Origin of the sequence: Bacillus luti, assembly GCF_001884105.1 — a bacterium.
GTDB classification, from domain to species: domain Bacteria; phylum Bacillota; class Bacilli; order Bacillales; family Bacillaceae_G; genus Bacillus_A; species Bacillus_A luti.
Genome location: NZ_MACI01000029.1, coordinates 1 through 14,784, shown reverse-complemented (window position 1 = coordinate 14,784; position 14,784 = coordinate 1). Strand labels below are relative to the sequence as shown.

General features: G+C 37.2%; 16 protein-coding genes, 1 tRNA gene, 1 other RNA gene and 1 other annotated feature. Of the genes, 4 read left to right on the top strand and 14 right to left on the bottom strand.

The window, feature by feature from the left end; translation table 11 throughout:
* Positions 1 to 190: 190 nt before the first annotated feature.
* From BAQ48_RS07495 to tadA, 7 genes are all read right to left on the bottom strand, one after another.
* Positions 191 to 460, bottom strand: coding sequence for a pro-sigmaK processing inhibitor BofA family protein (locus BAQ48_RS07495; protein WP_071710584.1), 270 nt, complete (start codon positions 458 to 460; stop codon positions 191 to 193).
* Between the two features lie 204 nt (positions 461 to 664).
* The gene (locus BAQ48_RS07490) at positions 665 to 886 is read right to left on the bottom strand and encodes a YaaL family protein (RefSeq protein ID WP_000466020.1); all 222 of its coding nucleotides are present in this window, start codon (positions 884 to 886) and stop codon (positions 665 to 667) included.
* Between the two features lie 14 nt (positions 887 to 900).
* Positions 901 to 1,497 carry a recombination protein RecR gene (gene recR / locus BAQ48_RS07485; protein WP_000559169.1) on the bottom strand — a complete coding sequence of 199 codons (597 nt, stop codon included), beginning with the start codon at positions 1,495 to 1,497 and terminating at the stop codon, positions 901 to 903.
* A 14-nt stretch (positions 1,498 to 1,511) separates the two neighbouring features.
* The gene (locus BAQ48_RS07480) at positions 1,512 to 1,838 is read right to left on the bottom strand and encodes a YbaB/EbfC family nucleoid-associated protein (protein WP_170930109.1); all 327 of its coding nucleotides are present in this window, start codon (positions 1,836 to 1,838) and stop codon (positions 1,512 to 1,514) included.
* A 25-nt stretch (positions 1,839 to 1,863) separates the two neighbouring features.
* Entirely contained in the window at positions 1,864 to 3,552 is a 1,689-nt protein-coding gene (gene dnaX / locus BAQ48_RS07475; RefSeq protein ID WP_071710583.1) for a DNA polymerase III subunit gamma/tau, read from the bottom strand.
* Positions 3,553 to 3,684: 132 nt separating this feature from the next.
* Positions 3,685 to 3,949, bottom strand: an RNA gene (ffs, locus tag BAQ48_RS07470) — signal recognition particle sRNA large type.
* A 79-nt stretch (positions 3,950 to 4,028) separates the two neighbouring features.
* The gene (tadA, locus tag BAQ48_RS07465; protein ID WP_071710582.1) at positions 4,029 to 4,529 is read right to left on the bottom strand and encodes a tRNA adenosine(34) deaminase TadA; all 501 of its coding nucleotides are present in this window, start codon (positions 4,527 to 4,529) and stop codon (positions 4,029 to 4,031) included.
* 108 nt (positions 4,530 to 4,637) lie between these two features.
* Between tadA and BAQ48_RS07460 the strand changes: the two genes are divergently transcribed.
* From BAQ48_RS07460 to BAQ48_RS07450, 3 genes are all read left to right on the top strand, one after another.
* Positions 4,638 to 5,177: a cysteine hydrolase family protein gene (locus BAQ48_RS07460; RefSeq protein WP_071710581.1), complete on the top strand. Its 540-nt coding sequence runs from the start codon at positions 4,638 to 4,640 to the stop codon at positions 5,175 to 5,177.
* Between the two features lie 125 nt (positions 5,178 to 5,302).
* Positions 5,303 to 5,938, top strand: coding sequence for a deoxynucleoside kinase (locus BAQ48_RS07455; RefSeq protein ID WP_071710580.1), 636 nt, complete (start codon positions 5,303 to 5,305; stop codon positions 5,936 to 5,938).
* Between the two features lie 2 nt (positions 5,939 to 5,940).
* Positions 5,941 to 6,609, top strand: coding sequence for a deoxynucleoside kinase (locus BAQ48_RS07450; RefSeq protein ID WP_001053589.1), 669 nt, complete (start codon positions 5,941 to 5,943; stop codon positions 6,607 to 6,609).
* Between the two features lie 35 nt (positions 6,610 to 6,644).
* Here BAQ48_RS07450 and BAQ48_RS07445 read toward each other — a convergent pair whose 3' ends face one another.
* The 7 genes from BAQ48_RS07445 to guaB all read right to left on the bottom strand — a co-directional run bounded on the left by BAQ48_RS07445 (position 6,645) and on the right by guaB (position 13,599).
* Complete coding sequence (locus BAQ48_RS07445; RefSeq protein ID WP_000364204.1) at positions 6,645 to 7,037, bottom strand: sigma factor-like helix-turn-helix DNA-binding protein; 393 nt, start codon at positions 7,035 to 7,037, stop codon at positions 6,645 to 6,647.
* A gap of 166 nt (positions 7,038 to 7,203) precedes the next feature.
* Positions 7,204 to 7,296, bottom strand: a tRNA-Ser gene (locus BAQ48_RS07440).
* Positions 7,297 to 7,452: 156 nt separating this feature from the next.
* Positions 7,453 to 8,727, bottom strand: coding sequence for a serine--tRNA ligase (gene serS, locus BAQ48_RS07435; protein ID WP_071710579.1), 1,275 nt, complete (start codon positions 8,725 to 8,727; stop codon positions 7,453 to 7,455).
* Positions 8,728 to 8,778: 51 nt separating this feature from the next.
* Positions 8,779 to 9,000: a binding site (T-box leader), on the bottom strand.
* A gap of 54 nt (positions 9,001 to 9,054) precedes the next feature.
* Positions 9,055 to 9,645, bottom strand: coding sequence for a pyridoxal 5'-phosphate synthase glutaminase subunit PdxT (gene pdxT, locus BAQ48_RS07430; protein ID WP_071710578.1), 591 nt, complete (start codon positions 9,643 to 9,645; stop codon positions 9,055 to 9,057).
* 18 nt (positions 9,646 to 9,663) lie between these two features.
* Positions 9,664 to 10,551 carry a pyridoxal 5'-phosphate synthase lyase subunit PdxS gene (gene pdxS / locus BAQ48_RS07425; protein WP_000186157.1) on the bottom strand — a complete coding sequence of 296 codons (888 nt, stop codon included), beginning with the start codon at positions 10,549 to 10,551 and terminating at the stop codon, positions 9,664 to 9,666.
* 160 nt (positions 10,552 to 10,711) lie between these two features.
* Positions 10,712 to 12,022: a serine hydrolase gene (locus BAQ48_RS07420; RefSeq protein ID WP_131800844.1), complete on the bottom strand. Its 1,311-nt coding sequence runs from the start codon at positions 12,020 to 12,022 to the stop codon at positions 10,712 to 10,714.
* A 113-nt stretch (positions 12,023 to 12,135) separates the two neighbouring features.
* Complete coding sequence (gene guaB / locus BAQ48_RS07415) at positions 12,136 to 13,599, bottom strand: IMP dehydrogenase (RefSeq protein WP_000264081.1); 1,464 nt, start codon at positions 13,597 to 13,599, stop codon at positions 12,136 to 12,138.
* Between the two features lie 115 nt (positions 13,600 to 13,714).
* On the opposite strand from guaB, the gene BAQ48_RS07410 reads away from it, so the two are divergent.
* Entirely contained in the window at positions 13,715 to 14,716 is a 1,002-nt protein-coding gene (locus BAQ48_RS07410) for a YaaC family protein (protein ID WP_071710576.1), read from the top strand.
* Positions 14,717 to 14,784: the final 68 nt, after the last annotated feature.

Below are 14,784 nucleotides of genomic sequence, written 5' to 3'. Positions count from 1 at the left end.
AATTGACGTTTCACGTTGTTTGTTTCGTTTAGTTTTCAAAGTTCAATATCGCGTTTCAGCGACTTTTATAATTTAACATTTCTTATTAAGTCTGTCAATAACTTTTTTCTTTCGTTCCTGACGACGCTTATTAATTTACCATATTAATCATTCGTTAGTCAACAACTTTTAAAAAAAAGCCAAAATAATTTTATCTTGGCATGATATAAAGCTTAATAATTACTAATGCAGCAACCCCAGGTAGACCTAATAAACTTGTTATTGTTGCGGTACCCAAGTTAATTGGAATATGAAAATCAAAATATGTTCCTACAACATTTACGATAAATAGTAATGCTATTCCTAAACTAATATGAAAAAGCACCTTCCCTATAAAACGTAACGGTTTAGAAGAAACGCCAAAAACAAGAAAAATAAAGACTAGAGCAAGAATACCAACAATAATAATTGTAGAATTCATTTTTTCCTCCTTATGAATGACCTATACACACTTATTTGTATGGGACAAGACGATAAAAAAGAACATTTATCATATAACTCCAGTCGTTTCATCTCATTCACCTTTATTCAGCAACACGTCCTTCATAAAAACCATTAATCGATCTTTCCAAACGAAGCGACCACTAAATAAAATAAAAAGGCTCTGCTTTTTAAGCAGAACCTTTTACCATTGTTCCATTTTTACAGGACGACGCTTTGCTTCTTTTAACAAGAAGAAATATTTCGCCTCCGCTATTTTCAAAGAACAAAGTACATCTTGAGAAGGTTCAACGCTTTGTTCAACCATTCTCTTCTGACGTAACCATTCATTCTTCACCTTTTCTAATAGTACAATTAGCTTATCATCATACTCTTTACGCAATTTACCCTTTTTTTGAAAGAACATTTTTGTTTCTCCTCTTATACTTCTCTACGACCTTCTAGCGCTTTGGAAAGTGTCACTTCATCTGCATATTCTAGATCTCCACCAACTGGCAGACCATGTGCAATACGAGTTACTTTAATACCTGTCGGCTTTAAGAGGCGGGATATATACATCGCTGTAGCTTCCCCTTCAATGTTAGGGTTTGTTGCTAATATCACTTCTTGTACCGTTTCATCGTGCAGTCGCTTTAAAAGTTGCGGGATATTAATGTCTTCTGGCCCAATTCCCTCCATTGGGGAAATAGCGCCACGTAACACATGATATACACCTTGATACTCTTTCATTTTTTCCATCGCGATTACATCTTTCGGTTCTTGCACGACACAAACAACCGATTGATCTCGATGTGAATCGTTACAAATATAACAAGGGTCACGGTCAGTAATATGCCCGCATACAGAACAATACGCTAAGTCTCGCTTCGCATTTACAAGTGCTTTCGCAAAACCTAACACATCGTCTTCTTTCATATCTAATACGAAAAATGCCAATCGAACCGCTGTTTTCGGTCCGATTCCTGGCAACTTCATAAAACTATCAATTAGTTTTGATATTGGTTCTGGATAATGCATATATCAATATCCTCCTAGAACATTCCACCCGGTAAGTTTAAGCCTTTTGTAAATTTACCCATTGTAGAGTTTGAAAGTTCATCAGCTTTTTTAAGTGCATCGTTCGTTGCAGCTAATACTAAGTCTTGTAACATTTCGATATCTTCTGGATCTACAACTTCTTCTTTAACTTTTACTTCAAGAATTTGCTTATGACCATTCGCAATAACTGTGATCATACCGCCACCAGCTGTACCTTCAACTGTTTTTTCACCAAGTTCTTCTTGCGCTTTTGCCATATCTTTTTGCATTTTTTGCATTTGTTTCATCATGTTATTCATATTTCCCATTCCGCCACGCATCATAATTAATTCCTCCTAATTATTATTACTCTTTTATTTCAATGAGTTCTTGCCCTACTAATTTTACTGCCTCTTCTATAAGAGGGTCTTCTTTTTTCTCTGGGCTTTCTTCAGAACTTCCGCCTTCACGCTGTAAAAAATCTTCACGGATTTTACCCCATTCACTTTTTGGAATGGCAATCATATTTAATCTTTTACTTAGCAATTCAAATAAAGCTTGTTCCACTGTATCCATAGCTTCTCGATTTTCGCTTGCCATTTTACAGTGAATCTCGTATTGGAACGCTAAAACGTAAGTATCATCCGAAGCCGCTACTGGTTCGCTATTTTCTAACAAAACCGCAAACGCTACTTTGTTGTATGCTTTGAGTCTTCCTAACAACTCACCCCATACAGCCTTTAATTGTTCTAAATCTTGACGCTTCGCTTGCTTTAATACTTCATTTACGCGTCCGACAGGAATCTTCATACTACCTGTCCGCACTGGCTTTGGTGTTGCGCGTGTTTCTCTAACTTCCTGCTGCACACCAGCCGGCACACCATTCTTTTTAACTTGTTCTAACTCTTTCTCCAGTTGCTGCATTCTGTTCATAATTGCTTGCAAACGATCTGTACCGTTTGCTTGCATCATAAACTGCTGACACAGCTGCACCATAACAACTTCTAAGAAAATCCGCGGATGATTTGTCCACTTCATTTCTTGTTGGCCTTTACTAAGGGTATGAATGATTTCGTAGATTACTTCCGGTTGCATTTCTTCGCTTAACATACGGAATTGCTCATCTACCATTACCCGCTCCAACATATGTTCTAGTTGCGGTGAAGTTTGATATAAAAGCATATCACGATAATAGTAAATGAAATCTTCCATAAAACGAACTGGATCCTTCCCTTTACCCATCATCTCATCTATGATTCGCAACGCCCTTGATACATCATTCTCACGTATGCATTCTACTAAGTTACCTAAGTACTGCTGAGAAACAGACCCCGTTACAGCTAGTACATCTTCTGTCGTAACGGTCTCGTCACTATAAGATATTGCCTGATCAATCAGACTAAGCGCGTCACGCATACCACCTTCAGCAGCACGCGCAACAATTTGTAACGCTTCATCTTCTACTTGCGTACCTTCATTTGTCACAACCGTTGATAATCTCTCAACAATATCATTCACTGATATTTTTCGGAATTCAAAACGTTGACAACGTGAAATAATTGTAGGCGGAATCTTATGGGGCTCTGTTGTCGCCAAAATAAAGATAACATGTCCGGGCGGCTCTTCTAAGGTTTTTAAAAGCGCATTGAATGCACCCATAGAAAGCATGTGAACTTCATCAATAATGTATACTTTATATTCTACAGCACTTGGAGCATATTTTACTTTATCTCTTATATCTCGAATTTCATCTACACCGTTATTTGAAGCCGCATCAATTTCTAATACATCTGAAATAGATCCTTGTGTGATTCCTAAACAAGAAGGACATTCATTACAAGGCTCAGCTACCGGAGCATGTTCACAGTTAATTGCTTTTGCAAATACTTTTGCAATTGTCGTTTTTCCTGTTCCCCTCGGACCAGAAAACAAATAAGCATGTGAAACTTTCTCTTGAAGAAGGGCATTTTGCAACGTTTTTGTCACGTGCTTTTGACCGACTACATCTTCGAACTTTTGCGGTCTCCATGTTCGGTATAACGCTTGGTATGACACGAAAATACGGCCTCCCTCAAAGGTTATTATCTTATATATTATAACCCATTCTGTTTATAGATTCCAAAAGTTATTTTCCATACAAAAAACTCACCTTAGTATTAAGGTGAGTTTTGTATACATATATAACTGCCGTGCACCTTCTGTCGATTACGTACCATAAGCGTTACTCAAGCAGTTAGCTCGGTTCAGGCACTCCTGCGGCACACGAGAAGACCCGCTTATTGCTGCTTCCTTCCGGACCTGACAAGGTTCACGGGGTCCCGTTGCGCAGGACCCAAACGTCAACACCACTTACTTAAGGCAGACCTTACAGCAGCATAACCTCGAGAAGGGATTCGGCCTCGCTAGAGCGGATTGCGAGTATAGGGCACCGCTACCTCCCCGCTTAGCACGGCAAAGTTAAAACCAATATTCGGTTGCCTTCATTAAAGGCATTATCAGTATAACTTGTTTTTTTGCAAAATGCAAATGTGTTAATTCTCGTTACTTTTCTCTAATTTTTTTATCTCTTTTCTCTTTTTACGAAGTTCTCTAAAAAAGTTTGTTAACAACGTACCACATTCTTCTTCTAATACCCCAGCTACAACTTCACATTGATGATTAAAGCGTTCATCCGTTAAGAGGTTCATTAACGTCCCTGCACATCCACCCTTTGGATCGCTTGCACCATACACCACTCGCTTCACTCGTGATAAAACAATTCCACCCGCACACATAGGACAAGGCTCTAATGTTACATACAACGTTGCATCTTCCAAACGCCATGTCCCTAGTTTTTTGCAAGCCTCATCTATTGCTAACAATTCGGCATGCGCGATGGATCTTTGCTCAGTTTCCCTTAGATTATGAGCGCTACTAATTACCTCACCGTCTAACACTATAACTGCTCCAATCGGCACTTCTTGTATTTCCTCTGCCTTTTGAGCTTCTTCTATCGCTAGTTGCATAAAATAAATATCTTGATCTTGTTCCATAACATAGTCCTTTCATTACAAATAAAGTACACTTATTTCCATTTACTACACATGGGATAACTTTTACAAATTCAATCCACCCTAAAAGAAAAAGAGAGGGGATTACATATGAAAAATACTGCCTTGCTCATTATCGATATGATTAATGATTTTCAATTTTCTCACGGGCCCATTCTAGCCCAAAAATGCGAAGTTATAACAAGCCCGATTTTACAATTAAAGAAAAAAATGCAGTCCTTCGGTTATCCTATAATTTACGTTAATGACCATTATCAACTTTGGAGATCTGATATTGACCAACTTATTACTCATTGCACGAATCAATATAGTGAAAATATAATTCATAGGATTGCCCCAAGTTCTGATGATTACATTTTTATTAAACCACATTATTCCGCTTTTTATGAAACGCCTTTGAATTCTTTACTAGGTTATTTAAAAATAGAAAATCTAATATTAACAGGAGTTGCCGGGAATATATGTATCCTATTTACAGCTAATGATGCTCATATGAGAAATTATACACTTTATGTACCGCAGGATTGTATCGCCTCCAACAACGACCAAGATAATATTCACGCTTTAAAAATAATGGAAACTACATTGAAAGCAACTACAACACCGTCATCGAAAATGAAATTTAATTAATACATATATCTATTTTCTAACTTTTTATATCAAATTAACCCGCTCGCTTCCCTCTTGTGCTACAATAATTCTGTTTTGTGTTTTTAGTAGTCACGGTAAATCACTGATTGAAAGGAGGAAACAGCGTGACCGGAGTACCATTTATCACGGTTGAAGGACCAATTGGTGTTGGAAAAACTTCACTTGCGAAGGAGATTTCAACTCACATGCAACTCCACTTACTAAAAGAGATCGTTGATGAAAACCCTTTTTTAGGAAAGTTTTATGAAGACATCGATGAATGGAGTTTTCAAACAGAGATGTTCTTTCTTTGTAATAGATACAAACAATTAGAAGATATTAACATAAAGTATTTGAATCAACAGAAGCCTGTAGTAGCGGATTATCATATATTTAAAAATTTGATTTTCGCATCACGTACATTAAAAGATTCTCAATATGACAAGTACATGCAAATCTATCGTATCCTTACACAAGATATGCCCGTACCAAACGTCATCGTTTATTTAACAGCTAGTCTGGAAACATTACAAAAGCGAATCGCAATGCGCGGAAGAGAATTCGAAAAAAATATGGATCCTAATTACTTGCTACAACTCACAAAAGATTATGAAACAGCAATGGATACTTTCAAACAAGATCATCCAGATATCCCAGTGTTAAAGTTTAACGGAGACGATATGGATTTTATAAAAAATCCTGATGATTTAAATGTCATCCTATCTACCCTTCAAAATACTCTCTTAAAGGAGTCGAAATAATAATGAATTTAAGGCAAAAATATGATATACCAAATGATGCAGTCATCACTATCGCTGGAACAGTAGGTGTCGGTAAATCAACTATGACAACCGCATTAGCTAACGCTTTAGGTTATCGCACATCATTTGAAAAAGTAGATTCCAACCCATACTTAGACAAGTTCTATGGTGATTTCACTCGTTGGAGCTTCCACTTGCAAGTGTATTTCTTAGCAGAACGATTCAAAGAACAAAAAAGAATTTTTGAATACGGTGGTGGTTTTGTTCAAGATCGTTCTATCTACGAAGACACTGGAATTTTCGCAAAGATGCACCATGAAAAAGGAACAATGACGGAAACGGATTACGAAACATACAAAGGTTTATTTGATGCTATGGTCATGACTCCTTACTTCCCTCATCCAGACTTATTAATTTACTTAGAAGGCTCTTTCGATGATATCGTTGATCGTATCCAAGAACGCGGACGTCCAATGGAACAGCAAACACCAATTGAGTATTGGAAAGAGATGCATGGGCGTTACGAAAACTGGATTAACAACTTTAATTCATGCCCTGTTTTAAGATTAAACATTAACGAATACGATATTTTAAAAGATGGCGATTCCATTGAACCAATCATTAAAAAAATTGGCCATTTTTTAAAACAATCACGTAAACTTGTAAAATAAAAAACCCGTGCATACGCACGGGTTTTTCTATTAAATTACTTCTTTTTTGTTGGAGCAATAATTTCACTCTCAGGTTTCCCAGCGTTAATACGCTGACGAACAGTACTTGTACTAATATCGTATGTCTCAGCAATCTCTTTAACAGTCATTTCTTTCCCGTTAATTACTGCTGTTAATACTTTACCTGTACGTTTTGGAGCTGCTTCTTTCTTTACAGCTTCTTTTTTAACTTGTTTTGGTGCCTCTACTTTTGTCGCAGTTTGCTTTACATCGCAAGTGCAACCACAAAGTTTACGGAATGTATCATCGCTAATAATGCGTGATACGTTTGCACCACTGTTTAAAATTCTATTGTTCTTACAGACAGGACATTGTACATAATATAAAGTTTTTCCATCTAAAGGAAACGTTTGTATAATAAGATCCATGTTGACTCCTTTCATATCTATGAAGATAATCATCGGAATATGAGTGTGTAATAAGGACAATATATCCTTACACCATACTTTATGATTGGTTTTAAAATAAAAACTCGTTACGTGTTGGTAACGAGTTCTCCAATCTCCACTTATATGCGCTGTTGTCAATTATATCTGGAGGAGGTAGAGGGATTCGAACCCCCGCGCGACTCTCGCCGCCTGTCGGTTTTCAAGACCGATCCCTTCAGCCAGACTTGGGTATACCTCCATATTGACATCAAATATAATATCAAAAGAAAAACAGTTAGTCAACCCTACTAAAATAAATTATGAGGAAAGGGAAATTTTACTTTCCCTCTCCTACATTATAGTACTGACAACGCTCATAATTACCAATCACTCATACCGATGAATGTTTATAAATTTACTTAATAACTGTTTTTCCTCCCATATAAGGGCGAAGAACTTCTGGAATTATAATTGTACCATCTTCTTGTTGGTAGTTCTCTAAAATAGCTGCCACCGTACGTCCGATTGCAAGACCAGATCCATTTAATGTATGAACATGTTCTGGTTTTCCGTTTGGCTCACGACGGAAACGGATATTTGCACGTCTCGCTTGGAAAGCCTCAAAATTACTACAAGAAGAAATTTCACGATATGTGCCATAGCTTGGAATCCATACTTCGATATCGTATTTCTTCGCTGCTGTAAATCCTAAATCGCCTGTGCACATGCTCATAACGCGATATGGCAACTCTAATAATTGTAACACGCGTTCTGCATCATTTGTTAATTTTTCTAACTCTTCATAAGAATCTTCTGGTTTTACGAACTTTACAAGCTCTACTTTATTGAACTGATGCTGACGAATTAAACCACGTGTATCACGACCAGCTGAACCTGCTTCAGAACGGAAACAAGAGCTAAATGCAGCATATCTTATAGGCAATTGCTCTTTATTTAAAATCTCATCGCGGTGCATATTCGTTACAGGTACTTCAGCTGTTGGAATTAAGAAGTAATCTTCACTTTCAATGCGGAATGCATCTTCTTCAAACTTTGGAAGTTGTCCTGTTCCTGTCATACTTGCACGGTTTACCATATACGGAGGTAACACTTCTTCATATCCGTGCTCATCAGTATGAAGGTCAAGCATAAAGCTAATTAAAGCACGCTCTAATCTTGCACCAGCACCTTTGTAAAATACGAAGCGGCTTCCTGTTACTTTCCCAGCACGCTCAAAGTCTAAAATCCCTAAATCTGTAGCAAGATCCCAATGTGGTTTTGGTTCAAAAGCAAATTCCTTCACTTCTCCCCAACTACGTGCTACTACATTATCATCCTCTGTCTCCCCAACTGGAGCAGATTCATGAGGGATATTTGGAATAGATAACATTAATCTTTCTAAATCTTCTTCAACTGTACGAAGCTCATTATCAAGGTCTTTTACTTTCTCGCCAACTTCACGCATTTCTAAGATTAAAGCTTCCGCGTCTTTCTTTTCACGCTTTAATACAGAAATTTGTTGAGATACTTCGTTACGTTTACTTTTTAGTTCCTCTGTTTGAACAAGTAACTCTCTTCTTCTCGTATCCAGTTCTTCAAAGCGACCAAAATCAGTTAAATCTTCGCCTCTATGCTGTAACTTTGCTTTTACTTCTTCAAAATTCGTACGTAAAAATTTAATATCAAGCATTCTATACTCCTCCTTTTATTTTATAAAACACAAAAAACTCCCGTCCCTATATAAAGGGACGGGAGTTAACCCGCGTTGCCACCCTAGTTGAAAGCATTACCGCCTTCCTCTCAAGTAGAAATAACGGCTCTTCACCGGGAATGTTTACTAATCATAAAGATATTCCACATTCCATTCCAGGATGGATTCACAAACTGTTTCTATCGATTTCCACCAACCATCGACTCTCTATAAGAAACAACATTTGTTACTATTTCCTATCAACACGCTTATTTTATAAAATTGTTATCATCAATTTACTATAATCTTATACAAGTTGCAAGTTACTTATACAACTTTTTTCATTTTCGCTTCTTTTACCATTTCGACAAAGTATGCTGTCACACGATGATCATCCGTTAATTCTGGATGGAATGAAGCAGCTAAAAATTGATTTTGTCTTACCGCTACCATTCGGTCGCCATGTGTAGAAAGTACTTCGACATCATCAGCTACATGTACGACATATGGAGCACGGATAAATACACCAACAAAGTCCTCTCCCACACCTTTAATTGAAAGTGCGGCTTCAAAACTATCCTTTTGGCGTCCGAACGCATTACGTTCAACTGTAATATCCATAGCACCAATATGTGCTTCTTCATAACCAATAAGTGTCTTTGCAAGAAGAATCATACCTGCACATGTACCAAACATTGGTTTACCAGACTTCGCGAATGTACGAAGTGGTTCCATGAAAGCATACTTATCAATAAGACGGCGCATTGTTGTACTTTCACCGCCTGGTAAAATAAGACCATCAATCTCTTCAAGTTGCTCTATACGCTTTACAACAACAGCTTCTGCACCACTTGCTTCAACTGATTTTACATGCTCACGAACTGCACCTTGAAGACCTAGTACACCGATTTTCACCATTTTAAAGTTCTCCTTTAATTACCATCCACGCTCTTGCATGCGTTGTTCTGGTAATAACGTTGAAATTTCGATACCTTTCATCGCATTGCCTAATCCTTTAGAAAGGCTTGCAATTAGTTCGTAATCCTCATAATGAGTTGTCGCTTCAACGATTGCACGTGCAAATTTCTCTGGATTCTCTGATTTAAAGATACCAGACCCAACAAATACACCATCAGCACCAAGTTGCATCATTAACGCTGCATCTGCTGGTGTTGCTACACCACCTGCTGCAAAGTTTACAACCGGCAAGCGGCCAAGGCGTTTAATTTCAAGTAGTACTTCATAAGGAGCACCAGTATTTTTTGCATATGTCATTAACTCATCTTCACGTAGACTTGCAACTTGACGGATTTCTGCATTGACTTGGCGCATATGACGCACTGCCTCTACAATGTTTCCTGTTCCTGGTTCACCTTTTGTACGAAGCATAGATGCACCTTCTGCAATACGACGTGCAGCTTCTCCGATATCACGGCAACCACATACAAATGGAACTGTGTAATCACGTTTATTTAAATGGTATACTTCATCAGCAGGAGTTAATACTTCACTCTCATCGATATAGTCTACCCCTAATGATTCTAATACACGTGCTTCTACAAGGTGACCGATACGGCATTTTGCCATAACCGGAATCGACACCGCACCCATAACTTCTTCAACAATTGTTGGATCAGCCATACGAGAAACGCCACCTGCTGCACGAATATCTGCTGGTACACGCTCTAATGCCATAACGGCAACTGCGCCTGCCTCTTCTGCAATTTTTGCTTGTTCAGCGTTAATTACGTCCATAATAACGCCGCCTTTTTGCATTTCTGCCATTCCACGTTTTACACGTTCTGTCCCTGTTACATTTGTCATGTACAAAAACCCCCCTAGGTGAATTGCTTTCCCCCGCTATAGGCGAAAATTAAGAATACTCTTACATTCTACCACTAACCATCAGATGCTTGTCTACTACTTTTTCATAAAGTCGGTATGAAAAATAGGAATAAAAAAAAGCCCCTACCATGAGGAGCTCTTAAAACCAACCTTTTACTGTATCAACAGCACTATTCCATATACCACTAAAGAAAGAACCAATTCCGCGCATAGAACGAGTAAACCAATTCGCTTCTTCTACTGCAGATTTTGTTACAAGATCTATTTGCAATGACTTACCAGATAAAAATCCAGGATCATTCGTGTCTTTTGGTGTAATTACCATTTGACCAAGTGCAGCGCCTTTTTTAATAGGTGCTTCTTGTCCTTTATTTGCTTCTTTTAATTCTGTTTTATAAATATCTTTACTGCCTTTTGGCATTGGAAGCGAGACAGCTTGTTTTGTTTGAACTGCCACATCTTTATCTTTTGCATTTTCTACTCGTAATGTTTCTTGTCCTTTTACTGAAGAATCTTTTTTATACATTTGCTTCATTTCAAAATTAGCAAATCCATAATCATATAATTTCTTTGTCTCATCAAAGCGTGCATCACGAGACTTCGTTTTAATAACTACAGAAATAAAACGCATACCATTTCTTTCAATTGTACCAGTGAAACAATCTCCTGCTTCTGGAGTTGAACCTGTTTTCAGACCATCTACACCATCATATGCCTTAGATAAACCTGGTAACATCCAGTTCCAGTTAATCATTTCAATTCGATCCGTAGTACCTTCACGGAATGTCTTTTTTGAAATCTTTGCTATATCTAATGTTTTAGGGAAATCTTGAATAAGATGTTGTGCTAAAATCGCTACATCTCTCGCAGCCATTTTATTTTCTTCATCTGGAGTTGTTCCTTCAGGATGCTGTCCTTTTAAATCTTTGTTTGTTAAGCCGGTAGAATTTACAAACTTGTAATTTTTTAATCCAAGCTCTTTCGACTTATCGTTCATCATTTTTACAAAGTCTACTTCTTTTCCAGCAACTGCTTCAGCTAAAGCTATCGTTGCACCATTAGCAGAATAAATTGCCATTGCCTCATATAACTCTTTTACTGTATAAGACTCACCGTTGCGTAACGGCACATTCGATAATGAACGATCTTGCGAAATTTTATACGCATATTCAGAAACTTTAACTTTTTGGTCCCATTTTAGTTTCCCTTTCGCAACAGCCTCGTTCACTAAATATTCACTCATCATCTTTGTCATACTAGCAATTGATAATAATTCATCTGCATTCTTTTGATACAAAATTTTCCCAGAATTTGCTTCAACTAAAATTGCTGCACCTGCTTCAATGTTTAAAGCTGTTCCTGTTTCTGCTGATGCATTGCTATATGGTAACAACATACTACAAGCTAGTGTAAGCATTGTTACTAACGCAATGAATCTTTTGCAAAACATACCTTTCACTTTTGCTACCCCCAATATCTATGTACTCACATAACCGTTATTCTAACATAATCAAAAAAAAATAGACAGAGATATCAAATCTCCGTCTATTTGTATATAAGACATTATAATGAGTAATTTGGAGCTTCTTTCGTAATTTGTACATGATGAGGATGACTTTCAAGTAAACCAGCACCTGACATACGAATGAATTGTGCATTCTCACGTAAGAATTCTAAATCCTGTGCTCCGCAATATCCCATACCTGCACGTAATCCACCAACTAATTGATGAACTGTATCTGCTAAAGGTCCTTTATAAGGTACGCGACCTTCAATACCTTCTGGAACAAGTTTTTTGTTTCCTTCTTGGAAGTAACGATCTTTACTTCCTTTTTCCATCGCTCCGACAGAACCCATACCACGATATACTTTAAATTGACGACCTTGGTAAATTTCAGTTTCTCCAGGGCTTTCAGCAACACCGGCAAACATACTACCTAGCATAACAACGTGTGCTCCTGCTGCTAAGGCTTTAACCATATCACCAGAGTACTTAATACCACCATCAGCAATTACTGGAATGCCGTGTTTACGAGCTTCTGTTGCACAATCATAAACTGCTGTTAATTGTGGTACACCAACACCAGCGACAACGCGTGTCGTACAAATAGAACCTGGTCCAATACCTACTTTAACTACGTTTGCACCAGCTTCAATTAATGCTTTTGTTGCTTCAGCAGTAGCGACATTTCCTGCGATAATATTTAGTGATGGATATTTCGCACGAACTTCTTTTACTTTATCAATAACACCTTGAGAATGTCCATGAGCCGTATCAAGAACGATTGCATCTACCTGCGCTTTTACTAATGCGTCGATACGAGTCATAGCATCAGCTGTTACACCAACCGCGGCTCCAACTAATAAGCGTCCTTGCTTATCCTTTGCAGAGTTTGGAAATTCAATTACTTTTTCAATATCTTTTATTGTAATAAGCCCTTGTAGTACACCGTTATTATCAACAAGAGGGAGTTTTTCAATTTTATACTTTTGTAGGATTTTTTCAGCTTCTTCCAGTGTAGTACCAACCGGAGCTGTAATTAGCTGTTCTTTTGTCATTACGTCAGAAATTTTGATTGAGTAGTCTTGGATGAAACGCATATCACGATTTGTAATAATCCCAACTAATTTTCGTTCATCTAAATTATTTACAACTGGTACACCTGAAATACGATATTTTCCCATAAGATGTTCTGCATCATATACTTGATGTTCTGGAGTTAAAAAGAATGGATCTGAAATAACGCCGCTTTCAGAGCGCTTTACTTTGTCAACTTGCTCTGCCTGTTGCTCAATAGACATATTCTTATGAATGATTCCTAAACCACCTTGGCGAGCCATTGCAATAGCCATATCTGCTTCTGTTACTGTATCCATTCCTGCACTAATTAACGGGATATTTAACTGTAAGCTTTCAGATAAAACTGTTTTAACACTTACTTCTCTTGGTAATACATCTGACTTTGCTGGTACAAGTAATACATCATCAAAAGTCAAACCTTCTTTAACAAATTTAGATTCCCACATAATTGTTCCCCCCATGATACCAGAAATTATTATTAGTAGCTTATCAATTGGTTAAAATACTGTCAAGAAAGTATATATATGTTAGAATTTTTAGACAATAAAAGGAGCGTAATATATGCATCATTCAACCTGTACTTGGCAGCAATTAAGTTTCTTTTTTTCATCTCAAAATGTACAACATTATCTTGCCCGCTGTTATGAAAAATCCTCCATACAAGATGCCGAAAAAAAAAGTTTTGAAAATTGTTACCCCTTTATTTACTACTTAGAACATGGGAAAAATTATTATGAATTATATAAAGTAGCTCCCTTTTCTATTCAACCGATGTTGTTATTTTATGGGATTAGTCAACTTTTTAAAGCATGTTTACTAACTATTGATCCTAACTATCCAGAATCCACTACGGTTCTAGCTCATGGCGTTACGACTCGCAAACGAAAAAAACAGGGCTATCAATTTTTAGAAGATGAGGTCAAGGTACAAAAAAACGGATTGTTTACTCATGTCGCAGAACAACTGTTTCACATGAAACACCTAGAAGCAGAAAAGTTTAACATGTTAGACTTAATGGGAAATATTCCTGAATTACAAAATTTATTTCGCTATGGGCAAAAGGGATCGACTTTATATAAAATCGATTCAACAAATAAAAATGAACTCTCTTTTTCCGTCAATATACTCGATCGACTACATATGACTACAGAGAGATTTTCACGTTATATTGAATCCACTTGTAAGCACTTATCCATACGACAAATCCCTGAAAAGAAGAGTGAATCAAACATACTTTTTACAGCACCTATCAATTCATGGAACCCTATGTATAGTACTCCTTTGTACTACGAGTACCTTACGGATACTTATTATTTACCACTTACAACCGATCCTAGAAATCCTAAGCCAGTATTACCTGAGCTCCTTGTTCATTATTTATTACTCTATAATTTAAGTATGATTTCACGATATGAAACAGATTGGTGGTATGACTTGCTTGGAAGTTATAACTCCGAAGATTATCCATTTATTTATCAGTTTTTAAATATTTCTGCTCAAAAAATCCCTTATTATATTTCAGCATTTTTACTATCAGAACCAAATCTATTTCATGGGAAATAAAAAAACACGAGTCAAATGACTCGTGTTTTAAGTTGCTTGGCGACGTCCTACTCTCACAGGGACAAGGT

Coding starts and splice junctions, on each gene's coding strand:
- BAQ48_RS07495 (WP_071710584.1), bottom strand. CDS start 460: ATGAATTCTACAATTATTATTGTTGGTATTCTTGCTCTAGTCTTTATT.
- BAQ48_RS07490 (WP_000466020.1), bottom strand. CDS start 886: ATGTTCTTTCAAAAAAAGGGTAAATTGCGTAAAGAGTATGATGATAAG.
- recR (WP_000559169.1), bottom strand. CDS start 1,497: ATGCATTATCCAGAACCAATATCAAAACTAATTGATAGTTTTATGAAG.
- BAQ48_RS07480 (WP_170930109.1), bottom strand. CDS start 1,838: ATGCGTGGCGGAATGGGAAATATGAATAACATGATGAAACAAATGCAA.
- tadA (WP_071710582.1), bottom strand. CDS start 4,529: ATGGAACAAGATCAAGATATTTATTTTATGCAACTAGCGATAGAAGAA.
- BAQ48_RS07460 (WP_071710581.1), top strand. CDS start 4,638: ATGAAAAATACTGCCTTGCTCATTATCGATATGATTAATGATTTTCAA.
- BAQ48_RS07450 (WP_001053589.1), top strand. CDS start 5,941: ATGAATTTAAGGCAAAAATATGATATACCAAATGATGCAGTCATCACT.
- BAQ48_RS07445 (WP_000364204.1), bottom strand. CDS start 7,037: ATGGATCTTATTATACAAACGTTTCCTTTAGATGGAAAAACTTTATAT.
- serS (WP_071710579.1), bottom strand. CDS start 8,727: ATGCTTGATATTAAATTTTTACGTACGAATTTTGAAGAAGTAAAAGCA.
- pdxT (WP_071710578.1), bottom strand. CDS start 9,645: ATGGTGAAAATCGGTGTACTAGGTCTTCAAGGTGCAGTTCGTGAGCAT.
- pdxS (WP_000186157.1), bottom strand. CDS start 10,551: ATGACAAATGTAACAGGGACAGAACGTGTAAAACGTGGAATGGCAGAA.
- BAQ48_RS07420 (WP_131800844.1), bottom strand. CDS start 12,022: ATGTTTTGCAAAAGATTCATTGCGTTAGTAACAATGCTTACACTAGCT.
- guaB (WP_000264081.1), bottom strand. CDS start 13,599: ATGTGGGAATCTAAATTTGTTAAAGAAGGTTTGACTTTTGATGATGTA.
- BAQ48_RS07410 (WP_071710576.1), top strand. CDS start 13,715: ATGCATCATTCAACCTGTACTTGGCAGCAATTAAGTTTCTTTTTTTCA.